Consider the following 14,427-nt stretch of genomic DNA (forward strand, 5'->3'; position numbering starts at 1 on the left):
CGGTATCACGACATCCTGCACAGGCAACGGCTCGACGGAAAGCGCGAAAGCCGCCCCGAAAAACCGACAGCAACATGACGAGGGAGAAACGAAATGCAGCGCCTTTTCTCCGAAGACGGTTCGGTCGAAGCCGTCAACGAGCGCATGGTCAGGAGCGTCAACCGTCGGCTCGCCGAGATCATGGCCTGCCTGGTCGGCCATCTCCACGCCTTCGCCAAGGAGACCCAGCTTACCCAAGGCGAGTGGGAGACCGCCATCGACTTCCTGACCAGGACCGGGCAGATGTGTAGCGGCGAGCGCCAGGAGTTCATCCTGCTCAGCGACACGCTGGGCTTCTCCATGCTGGTGGATGCCATCAACAACCGCCGGCCCGCGGGCGCGACGGAGAGCACCGTCTTCGGACCGTTCCACGTCGCCGGCGCGCCCATACGGAAGATGGGAGACACGATCAACCTCGACGGCAAGGGCGAGAGCTGTCTCTACGAGGGCAGGGTGCTCGACCTCGACGGCAATCCCGTCGCGGGGGCGCACGTCGATGTGTGGTCGGACAATGCTGAGGGTTTCTACGACGTCCAACAACCGGGCATCCAGCCCAGATGGAACAATCGCGGCATCTTCGTCACCGGCCAGGACGGTGCATACAGGTTCGTCGGCATCAAGCCGGTTTCCTATCCGATCCCTAACGACGGGCCTGTCGGTCAGATGCTCGGCCAGCTCGGTCGGCATGCATGCCGCCCCGCCCACATGCATTTCCTCGTGACCGCGCACAGCTACCACAGGCTCGTGACCCACACCTTTGTCGGTGACGACCCTTACCTGGACTCCGATACCGTGTTCGGCGTGAAGGAGACGCTCGTAGCGCCTTTTGAACGTGTGGAGGGTGGCCCGACGCTCTGGCGCTCGCAATTCGATTTCGTGCTCGTTGATCGACAGCAGCCGCCGGTCCACCCCTGCGCCAACGCGGCGTCGCGCTAAGCAGGCCTATCATTTCTGGCACAAAGGGAGTCAGCCCATGCCCAACCTCAAGATATTTGTGGAGGAAGCCGTTTGGACAAAGGAAGTCGACGGTCTTGAGGCGTTGCTGCCGGCGCTGCGAGATATCCTCTGCCGTGAGCTTGAGGTCGACGCATCCATTTGTCAGTTCGCAATCATTCCTTTCCGAGGGATGAACGACCAAGCGCAGATCTCAGTCGAAATCCAGCTGTTGCAGAAGGTGGAGCGGACCCGAGATTTGATTCTATCCGTTTGCAATATGCTGCGTGCCGCAATCACCGGCATTTCACAACACAGGGTGGCGATACGTGTCCTGAATCTTGACCCTGTTGCGAGCATTTCCCTGCGTTAGATTTCCGGGTTTTCGCTTATCAGCGCAGTGGAATGTTCAAACTGGGTGCTCCTAAGCTATTGATTTTGCGACATTAAAATCAGTTCCATAATACATGTTATGCGACTACCTGATGTAGCAGGGTGCGTTCTATCTTGAACTGCGACTTTGCAGCGATACCAATGACCTATCGCATGCAAGGAACCGTAGATGAAACGCACCTACTCCCAGATCGATTTGGATGAACGCCGCAAGATCGAGCGCTGGCGCCAGGCTGGCGTCAGTGTTGATGCGATTGCTGAGAAGCTTGGCCGCCATCGCTCGACGATCTTCCGCGAGATCGCGCGCAACAAGTTCGAGGATCGGGAGATGCCGGATCTGACCGGCTATTTCTGTGTGGCGGCCAACAATCGGTCCAGGGAACGCCGCAGCCGTTTTCGCAAACTGGTTCGGCATCCGAAGCTTCGCGCATCGATCATCGAGCGCATCAAGCATGGCTGGTCGCCAGAGCAGATCGCCGGTCGACTGGCTTTTGAACGTAGCAGCGTCCGCGTCTGCCACGAGACGATCTATCGCTTTGCCTATTCGGCCGACGGCCAGGAGCTGAAGCTGTGGCGCTATCTTCCGGAGAGCCGCGCCCGACGCCGGCGGAGGCACGTCAGGCGGCGTCATGGCCGTCGATTCAGCCCGGAACTGAGCATTTTGCATCGTCCGGACATTGTTCGGGACAGAAAGCAGCTCGGACACTGGGAATGCGACCTGATCCAGTTCCGCAAGAAATTCGGCAAGGCGAACGTCACTTCGCTGGTCGAACGGGTGAGCCGCTTCACGGTCTTCCTACGCAACAACGACCGGCAGTCGCGCGCGATCATGGACGGCTTGATTGACGTGCTTGGTCCCCTTCCCTATTCCGCCCGCCGATCAATCACCTTTGACCGCGGCACCGAGTTCACAGACTGGCCCTACCTTCAGGCCGGTCTCGGCGTTCAGACATGGTTCTGCGATCCGCAGGCGCCGTGGCAGAAAGGCACGGTGGAAAACACCAACCGCCGTGCTCGCAAATGGCTTCCGCGAGACACCGATCCACTGTCGATCGAGCATCGAGACCTGCACCAGGTGTGCGCCCATCTCAACTCAACGCCCCGAAAATGCCTCGGCTTCAGAACACCGGCCGAAGTCTTCCGTCAGAAGATACTGTCGGCCAATCGGTGAACGCGCTAACCTACCCTCGCTGCGCAGTCGCACTTCAGCGAGAACTCACACAAATACAATCAGATTCGCCGATACATCAAAACTCGACCTGTCGGGCTCAGCTGCAGCAAGTAGTCGAAGTCGCTGATGTTGCCCGTTAGAACGGAGAATCCCAATTTCTGTGCCTGCAGGAACAGCACGCAGTCCTGAAGCGCCCGCAGCCTGGAATCATCCTTGTAGCCTTGAAGGCGACAAAGCATTCCTGAGAGGAGCGCGGCTCGGCCCAGAACATCAGGATCCGGTGCAAAAACCCGATGGGGTGGTGTGCATCAGCTCCTGGATGGCTACGGTGGAATGATTGACCTGCCTAAGGTCGAGGATGTCGGCTGCTGCTTCAGGCGCTCGGCCCTGCAAACCGTCGATGTAGACGACCCGAAACACCCGGGCACTGCCAAAGCTATCAAGCAGATCGCGACCACGATCAGGGACATACCTCGTACTGGAGATGGCCGCCTCGCGCCCTAAATCTTCGTAGACATAAACGGCGGGGATCTTGGCGCGCGCCGAGCGAAGGCCGACGATCTGCTTCATGGCGGACCTGATCCCCTGCCCGCTGACGCTGTTAGTAATGACGTTCGCGATCTCGGAGTCCCGCAGGCAGGCGGCGCCTTCGCGGTGACGATAGAGCTATTCAATTTTCTGGCGGGACTTGTCCTTGTCTTCATTCATCGCCTCGGGGCGCGGTCGTTTCCGGATAACCGGGTGCAGGGCATTCGACTTGTTTCTGCTGCCCGGCTGCCCAACAGCAACCTTCAGGATCGGATGCGCCATCATGAAGTCCCTTCGGCCGTCACGCTCGGCGCGGACCAGGCCAAGCATTGTCAAGGACCTTCAGGTGCGCTGACATGGTGTTCTGCAATCAAGGCGCGAGGCGATTTCGCCGGCGGGCATGCCATCGGCACCCGCCTTAATCAGCAGGCGGAAGACTTCGAGCCGGGTATCCTAGCCAAGTGCTGCCAATGCGAGGAGATCTGACTTTTTATCCATTTATCCAAAAATCCGGAATTAAGGGTATTTAACGCCAACATATGACGGCCGCATGATCATAGGCAAGCAATGCGCGACCTCGTTGATGACGGATCCCTATGGCTGGGTAGCGTCGTCTGGTCCGCTTGAAATCGTCGCCGCGTTGCGCGATTGTCGAAGCTGGCCAAGGCAATGAGTACCCAATGAAGCGTACCGGAAAAAAGGCGCTGCCTTTCGTGCCGACCGAAATTCACGTTAGCACTGTCATGGACGAGAGAGGCCCTCTTGGCATCCTGTCGATCCAGACAACTGAAGGCTTGTTGGATATCGCGCTAGACCGGCAGACTGCCGATACCATTGTGGACGCCATCAACACAATACGGTCAAAGCTGGATTCCGACGACAGCGGTATCTAGTTGGCACGCGCTTGGGATACATCTCGATTGACTAAAATACGGAACGTCCAATGGACGATACCGGAACTAAAGCGGTAACGTCAGACCATTGTAAGCGAGACGCAAGACTATAGTCCTGCCGCCTTCTAGGGAAGGACGGAAGTTGATCAGCACGACATAGGGCCGCCCCGGATCAATACCGGACTGCACTCAGCAGAATATGGTGCGATCACGGAAGGCACTCCCGGATCGAGCCGAGCGCAGGTCTGTCCAAATATGTAATGGCCGGCAGACGCTATATTCTGTCAGTCCGTATTCACCTGCGTTTCACTCGGGCGGCGCCTCCTCTTCCAACACGACCTCCGACCCTAAGCGAGGATAGTGATACATGCCCGTCCTTCTGGTATGATGGCACGATCGCCCAGCGGAGAGGTTGGGTGGTCGCATTGGGTCCGCGTCGCCACGAGACGATCGATCGCCTGGCCTATCCGGAGCGGCCGGGAGAGCTGTAGCGCAATCTTCCGGAGAGCCGCGCCCAACCGCCGGCCGAGGCAGTCAGGCGGCTCCATGGTCGTCAATTCAGCCCGGAACTGAGCATTTTGCACCGTCCGACATAGCTCGAGACAGAAGGCAGATCGGACACTGGGAATGCGATCTGATGCAGTTCCCGCGAGAAATTCGGCAAGGCGAACGCGTCACATAGCTGGCCGAACGGGTGAGCCGCTGAATCATCAAGCCGATAGCCCTGCAGCGACAGCCACGTCCCCTCGTCCCTGTATTGTGCCGCCGACGGCGAATGATAAATCGGCGGCTGCGCTCGGCGACCTGCCACGCAACCGGAGACGGACGCCTTAATCTGACGCATCGTCGACGGCGAGATGCTGCTGCCAACTTGAGCGGGTGTCGAGGCTAAGGCAGCGGCTGACCCGGCCTAATTGAGCCCGAGCTTTTTCTTTAGCTCCGCATTCTCCTTGCGAAGACGCTCGGCGAGCAGCTTCTTCAGATGAGCATTCTCTTCCTCAAGCGCGATCAGATCCTTTAGCTCACCGCTGTCCGACGCGGGCGGCGTAGCCTTCTTCTTCCACTGGTAATAGGTCTGTTCCGATATGCTAGCCTGTGCTGTGGCGCTCTTGATGCTCTCGCCACGACTAATCGATTTCTCGATCTGTAAGAGGAGTTGGCCGCGTTCCTTTGCCGAGTAAGTTTTTCGCGCGTTGCGAACTGACGCCGAAATGTCCGTCGCAGCAGGCGCCATCTTAGCGGCTGGCTTTCGAGCCGGGCGTTCTAGCTGTGCCTTGGCTGCTTTCGGCCGCGGAGTTCTCTTTTTCTTTGCGTCAGCGGCTTCTGTATTCGCAGGCGCTTCGATCGGGGACTGCGCTAGTTCGGCTGCCCTAAGGTCGGCCATAAGATGCTCCGCTCTTGGTTTATATCCATCTTCAACATCAATGGGTGTCACATGAGAGTCAATATGCTGACGGTTTTGCAGTCCTATCTCCTCGTTGGAATCTTTCATTGTCTCGGCGGCAATAGCGGACAGGTCGAGATCGCCCCAGATCGATCGGCTCTGTTTGCCATTGCCCCGTTTTTGTTTGACCTCCACGATAAATGGCCGGATCTGGCGCTTCATTTCCTCTTCCTTGATGATAACCGACGTGTGCGATCAGTCGTCGCTTCGTGTCATGCCGCGAAGAGTCAATGCTCCGTCCCCTCGCGTTTCCCTCGGAGCTTTATCGGACAAAACTAGCAACAAGCAAGCGGCGTCCAACATCGCAAGCGCCGTTCGACGCTAACATGCGTCTGCTAGATTGGGCGCCCGCGCCGACAATGCCAGCGAAGCGGAGATGGCCGATCTCATTCTCGGCATCGACCCGACCCTTGAGCCCGAACGCGCCCGCGAGGCGCTTCGCAGCCATATCGACCGGGCCAACTGGATGGTGACGACTGGCTACAAAGACCTGCTCGCCGGCTGACGCACACGCGGACGGCCACGCGTTTCAGACAGGCAAGTCTCTGTCTCCACGATTCCAGAGCGCACGGCCGCGTAGGAAAGCGCGGCGGGCGCCGGTCACAACGCCTTGGCATGCTGTTTTACCGCCATGTCAAGCGCCTGGCTCAGAGGCATTGCCTTGGAGAACAGGAAGCCCTGAGCGGTTCGGCAGCCAAGCTTGTGCAGGGTTTGCCGATCCGCCTCTGTTTCGACGCCCTCGGCCATGACCTCGATCCCGAGGCTCCTGCCAAGATCGATGACCGTTTTGACAAGCAGCCGGTCCTCCCGGGATCTGGCCAAGCCGCGAATGAAGCCCTGGTCTATCTTCACCTTGCGTATCCGACTGTCCTTGAGCGATGCCAATGTGGAAAAGCCGGTGCCGAAGTCATCGAGCGCGATGGCAATGCCGGCATGGGAAAGACGTCCGAGCTTTTCGTCCACCCTGTCCGGGTCGACCGGGGATTCTTCGGTAATCTCGATTTCGAACATCGTTGCAGGCAGGCCTTTTGCCGCCAGACCATCCAGAACCATGTCGTCGATATCGCCGGCTTCCAGTTCGCGCGGCGAAACATTCATCGCCACGCGAAGATCACGACACTCGGCTTTCACCAAGCCATCGATAAGAACACAACAGTCGGCGAAGACCGTTTGGGTCAGAAGCTCGAGCATTCCGGTGTGGCGCGCGGCTGTCATGATTTCGGGTGGAGAGATGGCACCATGAATCGGATGGGACCACCTTAGCAAGGCTTCAAAACCGATCACGGCCCCGGTGTCGAGTTTCACGATGGGCTGGAACCAGGGTCCCAAGCTTCTCGTCTTTATCGCCGAATGAAGGTCGCGTTCGATGGACTGGCGGCGCTGCAGTTCCCTGTCGAGTTCGGCATCGAACAGGCAAAATTCGTTCCGGCCACGCCGCTTGGCCGTGTAAAGGGCGATATCGGCCCGCAACAACATTTCCGTCAGTCCCGGGCTTTCAGCCAGGTATATCCCTATCGATGCCCCGATCCGGACGGACGCCACCTCCCGATACGAGCGGGCAATCTTGGCTATGATATTGGAGGCGAGATCACTGGCAGAAAGCGAATCCCCCGCCAAGGGAAAAAACAGCACGAATTCATCGCCGCCGATGCGGGCGAGCGTTGAGCCTTCCGGTGCCTCCTCCTCTATCCGGCGGGCGATCATGACGAGCAGTTCATCACCGGTCCTGTGACCGTAGGTATCGTTGACGGATTTGAATCCGTCCAGATCAATCAGCATCGCCACAAAGAGGCCGGCTGTGGCCTCGAACCGGCCGATGGCGTGTTCGAGGCCACGCCTGTTGAGAAGGCCCGTCAGGTGGTCCTGCCTGGAACTGGCCTCCATTTCGGCTGCAAGCCGCTCGGCCTCATGCCTCAGGCGGCTCGCTTCGCGGAAGCGCGTTTGCCCAACAAAGGAGGCTCGCACCAGGCCGCCCAGGAAGAGCAGAACGGCAAAAGCCAGAACGCAGCCTTCGAAGTTGCCTTTTGCCAGCAAGCACCCCGCTGTGATCAGGAGCGGGGGTGTGATGAAGTTGATCGCGGCAGCGGCATATGAACTGCCGTACGTAACAGCGCCAGCTGCAATGCCAGCCAGAATGATCAGATGCAGCGGTGCGTGCGGTGTCGTGTATCCGGCCGTGAGAACGGCAAGAAAGGACCATGCAAACCCTGCCATAAGGGCAAGAACGCCAAACCGGCGGAGCCGCTGCGAGGTCCCTGCAGAATCATCATGGCGTTCCGTTTGCCTTAGCTGATAACGGGCGAGCGCAAGGCGGCCGACATTTATCGCATTGACGACCAGGAACCAGATCGCGGCGCTAGAACCGCCGCCAGAAATAGCCTGCACCGTCAATATAAGGCCTGACAGGACAGTGCTTATCGGCATTGACACGAAGAAGCCGGCCCTCAGGTCAGCAAGCTGATCCTGACGGATTTTGGCGTCCAGCGTGTCTTCGTTGTTCAGGTCCATGGGCGGGTTGTCTTACCTTCCAAGGCTTCTTGGCAGGATAAGCCTATGCACACCCACTGAAGGACGGGTTAACTATTCAGCGGTTCGAGAGCGGCAACGCTATCTGCGATTCACCGCCTAAGCATGGCCGAAATGCCATGGCGGACAAAGGGAAGATATTGGGCAAGGCGAAGCCCCGCATGTCTTGCAAGCCGTGCCGCCGGGTGCTCGCCTGAGTAGAGACCGACAAGTATGTTTGTAGCATGATAGAGCGGTGCCGCCGACAGGCGTAGCCGGCTTTCGTATCTCTGGAGCATGTCGGGATCGGCAATGTCATGGCGGTCGCGACATGTTGTCATGATCTTATGGGCGAGTTGCTTCTGGCCGCTGAGGCCAATGTTGAAGCCATGCGCGGTCACCGGGTGCATGCCAATGGCGGCGTCGCCGATGAGCGCGGCGCTCGGAGCCCAGAACCTGTGCGCCCACGTCGTGACCAGCGGATAGGCATGGCGGGTGCTTGCCAAGGTCATTTTTCCGAGGCGCCCGCGACACCGCTTCGTCAATTCCACCAGAAACGAATCGTCGTCGAAAGCAAGCAGTCTGTCAGCCTCGCTTGAGCGCAAAGTGACAAGCAGCGAGGACACGCCTTCCATGAGTGGCAACATCGCTATCGTTTGATGGTGATCGAACCATTCGACTGCGATCTGGTGATGGGCGCGCTCGTGCCTCACCCGACAAATCAGCATCGAGCTGCCAACCCGATTGATGTCGGCGCCGATGCCGAGCAGACCGCGCGTGGCGGACAAACGCGAATCGGCTGCAACGAGAAGCCGAGCGGTCAATTGCCTGCCGTCAGAGAGCGTTATGACTGCTCCTGTCTCGCTGTTTTTGACACCAACGACCGAGTGGCCGCACAGTAACTGGACATCATCTTGCAAGCGGATGATCTTGAACAAGGCATCGCGGATCCGACAATTTGGAACCAAGAACCCGAGTGGTTCCCGAGATCCGCCGGGAGAATCGAAGCACAGCGCAAAAGGGCTCGATCCGTTGAGCACGCGCGCGCCTTGAAGTGGTGATTTGTCGGAAGCGGGGATGGCATCCCAGACGCCGAGCTCGCGAAGAATTCTGACCGATGCGTGGGTCAGCGCGATCTCGCGACCGTCAAAAGCCGGATTTGCCAGCCTTTCGAGCGGCTGCTGTTCAATGACTGCCACCTTGAGCCGGCTCTGTGCAAGCGATGCGGCGAACGAAAGTCCGACCGGCCCGGCTCCGATGACGACGATGTCAAACCGCTCGGGGGACCCTGCCATCAGCGTGCCGCCATCGCGTCGGATATCTGCGTGGGATGCTGCTGGAGTTGAGCCGCTAGCCGTGGATCGACGGACCTGCGTTCCAGTGCCAGCCGCATACCCTCAGGCCACTGGGCAGAAAAATGCGCATAGATCGGCAACGAACGATGGAGCCAGGAACGCGGCTGATGGGCGCCCAGCCAAGGCAGATAGCCAGCCGGCAAGCGAGATTCTCACGTCGGCGGTTGGCTGATAGTGACGACCAAACTGTCCGTTAGACATGTGTTCTCCCTTGAAAGGCTGGTCGACGAAACCATGCCGATGATGAGATAACCTTGATCTGGATCAGCCAGACACGACAAAGCCGGCAACGGCGGGTTCACAGTCGGCTGGTCGTTGGCCGCGGTCTGGTCAGCTCGTATTGGAATAGCGGGCTTCCCCTTCGGTGCGGCTCTTTCTTAGCAAACGTATTCTGGCAGAACGCCCACGCAGTCCTTCGAGCGACAGCCTCAGCAGGCTGTTCCCAAGTCGACTCGGTTGACCACCGGCACCTGACAATCGTCAGCATAGCGACCTGGGTCAGCGTTCCGGCTTGTCGTCCCAGTCGATGAGGATGCGCTCAGCGGCCCCGTGAATATCCTCATATTGACCACTCCTCAACGCCCACAGAAAGCCGGACAGCCCAAGAGCGCCAAGGAACAGAGCTGATGGTATGAGGTAGACGAGCGTCGTCATCACGACTGCATTGATTCGTGAATGCCGGAGCGCGTTGCCAAAGGAGCTCTCGTCACCTCGGTGGTTGCAAAGCGTTGCAGGCGCAGCGCATTTCCAATGACAAGCAGCGACGAAGCGGACATGGCCACCGCAGCGATCAGCGGCGTGACGTGCCCTAGAATGGCTATCGGCACGGCAATGGTATTATAGACGATCGCGATCGCGATGTTCTGGCGTATCAGCCGCCCGGCTTTCCGCGAGACGTCCAGCGCAAGAGGCACGGCCAGAAGGCTCTCGCGTAGGAATACGAAATCCGCAGCGTTGCGGCCGATGTCGGCGGCGGTGGCCGGGGCGATCGAGACATGCGCCGCGCCCAGCGCGGGCGTGTCGTTCAGACCATCGCCGACCATCATTACCCGGTGACCGTCATTGCTCAGCTGCCTGATCCGCTCGACCTTTCCTGACGGCAGGAGAGTGGGGGTAAAATGGTCGACTGGTAACGCCTCCGCGACTTCGGCGCATGCGACGACCGTATCGCCGGACAACATTTCCACCGTAAGTCCGGCATTTTTCAACCGCGCAATGGCCGTGTCCGCGTCCGCCCGCAAGGCGTCCTCGAATTCGAAGGATGCGACGATCGTTCCGTTTCGGGTCAGCACCGTTCCACCTGTCTTGCCTTCGGCGCCGGTCCGACCCTTGCCGCCGGCCCATCCGCGCCGGCCCAGGCGCCAGGTGTTGCCTGCGGCTGTCGCTTCGATGCCAAAACCCGGACGCTCGGTCACTTCATTGAATGTCGGTTGCCCGGCCGGGCTCGCCAGGCCGGCGATTGCTTGCGAAAGCGGATGGCGGGAATGTGCGCCCATCGCGGCGGCGAGGGCCAGCATGGCCGGATCGATGGATGACCTGTTGACGAGCCGGGGTTTTCCCAGCGTCAGAGTGCCCGTCTTGTCGAAGACCGCTGTATCGATCGTCGCCAGGCGCTCCATGGCCGAACCATCCTTGACCATGATGCCGTTTTCGAACAGGCGCCGCGCGGCGACGACCTGCACGATCGGCACCGCGAGGCCGAGTGCGCATGGGCATGTGATGATGAGAACGGCGATGGCGATCGTCACTGCCCGATGCCAGTCGCCGGTTGCCGCCACCCAGCCGAGGAAAGTCACGAAGGCGGTGAGATGCACCACCGGCGCATAGAGCGCCGAGACGCGGTCGGCGATCCGGCGGTAATGCGCTCGACCACCCTCGGCGGCTTCCATCAGCCTGACCATTTCCGCCAGGAAGGAGTCCTTCGCAGCAGCGGTAGCCTCGACGGTCAGCGGGCCGGTTAGATTGAGCGTGCCGGCCTGGACCCGTTCCCCTGACGCCACGGTTTTCGGTGTGCTCTCGCCGGAAACCAGCGAGCAGTCGAGATCGGAGGCTCCGCGAATGATCCTGCCGTCGACGGGGATCCTTTCGCCGGCAGCGACCAGCAGCTGCATGCCCGGTTCGATCTCGCCGACAGGCAGGTAGTCGCGTGTGCCGTCATCGCGTTGCACCATGGCGCCGCGTGCCGCCAGCCGCGCCAGGCCGTTCACAGCGGTGCGGGCACGCTCCCGCATCACGTGATCCAGCGTGCGGCCGATCAACAGGAAGAACAGCAGCGAGACCGACGCGTCGAAATAGGCGTGCTCGCCGTGGTTGATGGTCTCGTTAAGGCTCATGGCATAGGCGAGCGAGACGCCGACCGCGATCGGCACATCCATATTCATGCGGCCGTGGCGGAGCGCATTCCAGGCCGAGCGGAAATAGATGCCGCCGGCGAAGGCGAGCGCAGGGATGGCGATCAGCGCCGACACCCAATGGAACAGGTCCCGCGTCGCGCCTTCCGCACCTGACCAGACCGAGACCGAAAGCAGCATAATGTTGCCCGCCGCAAAGCCCGCGACCGCGACGGCGCGGATCAGTTCCGAAAGTGTCTTGTCCTTCTCGCCAACCTCGGGGTCGAACAGATGCGCCTCGTAGCCGAGCCGTCCAAGCGCGGCAACGACCGGCGGAATATCATTCCCGCGCCACTGGATCGAGACCCGTTTCGTCGACAGGTTGACGCGAACGCCCTCGACGTGATCGAGCCTGCCAAGCGCCTTCTCGATCGCCTGGATGCAGGCCGCGCAATGAACCGTCGGCACTGAAAGATCGGTCTGGTGAAGGTCATCGCCAAGCGATCGGCTCGCCAATCGGATTTCCTGGCTCGAGGGCAGGACGGATGTCTCAAGATCCAGCGCCATTTCCGCGCCCGGCGCACAACAGCTCATTGCAGCGCTCCATGGGAAACGATGACACGGCGGACTTCGCGATAGGACTTTGCGAGACCTGCGTCTGCGTCCACCTCAATGATCCAGACCCCATTCCGGAGCGTATGTCGGGCCGCGTATTCCTGGCCGGAGGCAAGGGCAAGAGTGATGGACTCGTCCCCTTTTTCGTAGGCGGGATGACGGAAGATCACCTTGACGCCGTGCAATGCGACAGGCTTGCCTGCCGCATCTGCGAGGCTGTAGCGAATCTCGCCACCGGCAATCGTCAACCGGCTCTTCCAGCCAAGTGACGCCTGAGCCCGGCCTTCCTCTGCTTTCTTGTTGAATTCCTGGCTCGCCACATAGCTATTTTCGACGACGAGCCCGGTCCAGCTTGTGTTGGCGAGCGTCGCCATGATCAGATTGACCGCGATGACCACCCCAAAAAAGGCAAGGATGGTGAATAGCATGTGCCGGCCGGTGAATTCGCGGGATTTCTGCGTATTCGCGCTCATCTGGCGGTCTCCGGTGCGTTGAAAGTGGCGGTGTATTCGTCCGACTCGAAACTCGCCTTGTCCTCGACCCGGAACGTGAAGATTTGCGCTGCGCCGTGGATCTGATCCGCCGGCTGGCGCACAAAGATTTTCAACATTTTCAGGCGGTCGGGCTCGACCGGAATGGCAAAGGAACGACCTGCCGCGATATCGTCGCCGACCACGCTCATGTCAGCCCCTTGCAACGCCTGCATCGTGACGACGATCGTCCTTGGCTCGGGGATCATGTTGAGCAGCTTAACGGTGTAGCCGTTGCGGATGGATCCATCGGACAGCGTCACGAATTGCGGGTTGCGGTCGTGAAGCACGTTCACTTCGAGCCGGTTGCGGGTCATCAGAGAATAGAGCAGTCCGATGCCGACCAGTGACCACAAGCCCGTGTAGACATAGATGCGCGGCCTAAAGATCTTGCGCAGCTGGAAATGCGCCAGATTATCGATGAAACGTCCGTCAGCGGTCCTTACAAGCGATGGATTGACCAGCGTGGCGCCCCCCGTCATAGCAAGAGCCATGTTCGCATTGTAATCGTCGAGCGTGGCGTAGGAGATCAGCCCTCGCTCCTTGCCGAGCTTATCCATGACGCCGTCGCAAGCGTCGATGCAAAGCGCACAGGTGATGCATTCGAGTTGCTGGCCGTCGCGGATATCGATGCCCATGGGGCAGACGGCGACGCAGGCGTTGCAATCGACGCAGTCACCGACCGACTGCCCCGCGGCTTGCACCTTCTTGGCGTGGCGCGAGCGCGGTTCGCCGCGCCAATCATTATAGGTAACGGTCAGCGAACTCTCGTCGAGCATGGCTGCCTGGATGCGCGGCCAGGGACACATGTAGGTGCAGATCTGCTCGCGCATCAGCCCGCCGAACGTGTAGGTGGTCGCTGTCAGCACCGCGACAGTGATGTAGGCTACCGGTGCGGCACTGCCAGTAAAGACGTCATGAAACAAGGTAGGCGCATCGGAGAAATAGAAGATCCAGGCGCCACCGGTCGCCACCGCGATCAGCAACCAGATGAAATGCTTGGCCGTGCGCAAGACCAGCTTGCGTGCGCTCCAGGGTCCGGCGTCGAGTTTCATGCGGGCATTGCGATCGCCTTCGATAGCTCGCTCGACGACCAGGAACAGATCAACCCAAACGGTTTGCGGACATGTATAGCCGCACCAGGCGCGGCCAACCGTGGATGTGATCAGGAAAAGGCCAAAGCCGGCCATGACGAGAAGGCCTGCTACGTAGTAGAATTCCTGCGGCCAAATCTCGATGAAGAAGACATAGAAGCGGCGGTTGGCGAGATCGATCAGCACAGCCTGATCGGGGGCAAATGGCCCGCGATCCCATCGCAGCCAAGGGGTCAGGTAATAGGTACCAAGCGTGATCGCCATCACCAGCCATTTGAACCGGCGAAAGCTGCCTGTGGCGCGTTTGGGGAAGATCTTCTTGCGCGCGGCATAGAGTGGTTGTCGTAGCTTGGCGGAGTTGGCCGCCTCGGCTTCCAGCCGTTCTGTCTGCCTATTATCAAGCACGAGAAGCTCCCGTCACCAGCGACGATTTCGCCGAAAGCCAGGCCCATCGGTTCTGGCTGATGCCCGCGTTGAGCAAGCTTGCCGTATGGCGGGCAGCGATGCGTTGATGCAGGTCAGTCGCCCGATGCCGCGATGCAGTCGAGGCCCGGCGCGCGCCGGGCCTCGTCGCTTGGCGGGAGGGGGGTCGAGAAT

The 14,427-nt window shown here is 59.9% G+C and carries 13 protein-coding genes and 2 pseudogenes; 6 read left to right on the forward strand and 9 right to left on the reverse strand.

Annotated elements, in window-relative coordinates:
* Window positions 1–93: 93 nt before the first annotated feature.
* The 3 genes from A6B35_RS30315 to A6B35_RS30325 all read left to right on the forward strand — a co-directional run bounded on the left by A6B35_RS30315 (window position 94) and on the right by A6B35_RS30325 (window position 2,536).
* Complete coding sequence (locus A6B35_RS30315) at window positions 94–975, forward strand: dioxygenase family protein (protein WP_006204616.1); 882 nt, start codon at window positions 94–96, stop codon at window positions 973–975.
* Window positions 976–1,012: 37 nt separating this feature from the next.
* Window positions 1,013–1,345, forward strand: coding sequence for a hypothetical protein (locus A6B35_RS30320; protein WP_006204615.1), 333 nt, complete (start codon window positions 1,013–1,015; stop codon window positions 1,343–1,345).
* A gap of 189 nt (window positions 1,346–1,534) precedes the next feature.
* The gene (locus A6B35_RS30325; RefSeq protein WP_006204614.1) at window positions 1,535–2,536 is read left to right on the forward strand and encodes an IS30 family transposase; all 1,002 of its coding nucleotides are present in this window, start codon (window positions 1,535–1,537) and stop codon (window positions 2,534–2,536) included.
* 270 nt (window positions 2,537–2,806) lie between these two features.
* On the opposite strand, the gene A6B35_RS37610 is transcribed toward A6B35_RS30325, so the two are convergent.
* A complete protein-coding gene (locus A6B35_RS37610; RefSeq protein WP_425277670.1) occupies window positions 2,807–3,106 on the reverse strand; it encodes a hypothetical protein in 300 nt (99 codons plus the stop codon).
* A 252-nt stretch (window positions 3,107–3,358) separates the two neighbouring features.
* A pseudogene (locus A6B35_RS36820) lies at window positions 3,359–3,562 on the reverse strand (ArsR/SmtB family transcription factor); the annotation flags it as partial.
* A gap of 182 nt (window positions 3,563–3,744) precedes the next feature.
* Here A6B35_RS36820 and A6B35_RS30340 point away from each other — a divergent pair.
* Both A6B35_RS30340 and A6B35_RS37615 read left to right on the forward strand, forming a co-directional pair.
* On the forward strand, window positions 3,745–3,957 hold the full coding sequence (locus A6B35_RS30340; RefSeq protein ID WP_006204612.1) for a hypothetical protein: 213 nt from the start codon (window positions 3,745–3,747) through the stop codon (window positions 3,955–3,957).
* A gap of 491 nt (window positions 3,958–4,448) precedes the next feature.
* Window positions 4,449–4,660, forward strand: a pseudogene (locus tag A6B35_RS37615) (IS30 family transposase); the annotation flags it as partial.
* Between the two features lie 207 nt (window positions 4,661–4,867).
* On the opposite strand, the gene A6B35_RS30345 reads toward A6B35_RS37615, so the two are convergent.
* Window positions 4,868–5,563: a transposase gene (locus tag A6B35_RS30345; RefSeq protein WP_006204611.1), complete on the reverse strand. Its 696-nt coding sequence runs from the start codon at window positions 5,561–5,563 to the stop codon at window positions 4,868–4,870.
* Window positions 5,564–5,777: 214 nt separating this feature from the next.
* Here A6B35_RS30345 and A6B35_RS37255 point away from each other — a divergent pair, with 214 nt between their 5' ends.
* Window positions 5,778–5,906 (forward strand): hypothetical protein, encoded by a 129-nt coding sequence (locus tag A6B35_RS37255; protein ID WP_263792225.1) that lies wholly within the window; start codon window positions 5,778–5,780, stop codon window positions 5,904–5,906.
* A 95-nt stretch (window positions 5,907–6,001) separates the two neighbouring features.
* On the opposite strand, the gene A6B35_RS30355 is transcribed toward A6B35_RS37255, so the two are convergent.
* The 6 genes from A6B35_RS30355 to ccoG form a co-directional block, all read right to left on the reverse strand.
* A complete protein-coding gene (locus tag A6B35_RS30355; RefSeq protein ID WP_065518346.1) occupies window positions 6,002–7,909 on the reverse strand; it encodes a putative bifunctional diguanylate cyclase/phosphodiesterase in 1,908 nt (635 codons plus the stop codon).
* Between the two features lie 110 nt (window positions 7,910–8,019).
* Window positions 8,020–9,201 (reverse strand): 5-demethoxyubiquinol-8 5-hydroxylase UbiM, encoded by a 1,182-nt coding sequence (gene ubiM, locus A6B35_RS30360; RefSeq protein ID WP_006204607.1) that lies wholly within the window; start codon window positions 9,199–9,201, stop codon window positions 8,020–8,022.
* A 558-nt stretch (window positions 9,202–9,759) separates the two neighbouring features.
* Window positions 9,760–9,915 carry a cbb3-type cytochrome oxidase assembly protein CcoS gene (ccoS, locus tag A6B35_RS30365; RefSeq protein WP_006204605.1) on the reverse strand — a complete coding sequence of 52 codons (156 nt, stop codon included), beginning with the start codon at window positions 9,913–9,915 and terminating at the stop codon, window positions 9,760–9,762.
* Window positions 9,915–12,185, reverse strand: coding sequence for a cation-translocating P-type ATPase (locus A6B35_RS30370; protein ID WP_006204604.1), 2,271 nt, complete (start codon window positions 12,183–12,185; stop codon window positions 9,915–9,917). The genes ccoS and A6B35_RS30370 overlap by 1 nt, the downstream gene beginning before the upstream one ends.
* Window positions 12,182–12,679 carry a FixH family protein gene (locus A6B35_RS30375; RefSeq protein ID WP_006204603.1) on the reverse strand — a complete coding sequence of 166 codons (498 nt, stop codon included), beginning with the start codon at window positions 12,677–12,679 and terminating at the stop codon, window positions 12,182–12,184. Before A6B35_RS30375 ends, A6B35_RS30370 begins: the two co-directional genes overlap by 4 nt.
* Window positions 12,676–14,235, reverse strand: a complete 1,560-nt coding sequence (gene ccoG, locus A6B35_RS30380) for a cytochrome c oxidase accessory protein CcoG (protein WP_006204600.1) — start codon at window positions 14,233–14,235, stop codon at window positions 12,676–12,678. Before ccoG ends, A6B35_RS30375 begins: the two co-directional genes overlap by 4 nt.
* Window positions 14,236–14,427 lie beyond the last annotated feature (192 nt).

Origin of the sequence: Mesorhizobium amorphae CCNWGS0123, from assembly GCF_001686985.1 — a bacterium.
GTDB classification, from domain to species: domain Bacteria; phylum Pseudomonadota; class Alphaproteobacteria; order Rhizobiales; family Rhizobiaceae; genus Mesorhizobium; species Mesorhizobium amorphae.

Coding starts and splice junctions, on each gene's coding strand:
- A6B35_RS30315 (WP_006204616.1), top strand. CDS start 94: ATGCAGCGCCTTTTCTCCGAAGACGGTTCGGTCGAAGCCGTCAACGAG.
- A6B35_RS30320 (WP_006204615.1), top strand. CDS start 1,013: ATGCCCAACCTCAAGATATTTGTGGAGGAAGCCGTTTGGACAAAGGAA.
- A6B35_RS30325 (WP_006204614.1), top strand. CDS start 1,535: ATGAAACGCACCTACTCCCAGATCGATTTGGATGAACGCCGCAAGATC.
- A6B35_RS37610 (WP_425277670.1), bottom strand. CDS start 3,106: ATGAAGCAGATCGTCGGCCTTCGCTCGGCGCGCGCCAAGATCCCCGCC.
- A6B35_RS30340 (WP_006204612.1), top strand. CDS start 3,745: ATGAAGCGTACCGGAAAAAAGGCGCTGCCTTTCGTGCCGACCGAAATT.
- A6B35_RS30345 (WP_006204611.1), bottom strand. CDS start 5,563: ATGAAGCGCCAGATCCGGCCATTTATCGTGGAGGTCAAACAAAAACGG.
- A6B35_RS37255 (WP_263792225.1), top strand. CDS start 5,778: ATGGCCGATCTCATTCTCGGCATCGACCCGACCCTTGAGCCCGAACGC.
- A6B35_RS30355 (WP_065518346.1), bottom strand. CDS start 7,909: ATGGACCTGAACAACGAAGACACGCTGGACGCCAAAATCCGTCAGGAT.
- ubiM (WP_006204607.1), bottom strand. CDS start 9,201: ATGGCAGGGTCCCCCGAGCGGTTTGACATCGTCGTCATCGGAGCCGGG.
- ccoS (WP_006204605.1), bottom strand. CDS start 9,915: ATGACGACGCTCGTCTACCTCATACCATCAGCTCTGTTCCTTGGCGCT.
- A6B35_RS30370 (WP_006204604.1), bottom strand. CDS start 12,185: ATGAGCTGTTGTGCGCCGGGCGCGGAAATGGCGCTGGATCTTGAGACA.
- A6B35_RS30375 (WP_006204603.1), bottom strand. CDS start 12,679: ATGAGCGCGAATACGCAGAAATCCCGCGAATTCACCGGCCGGCACATG.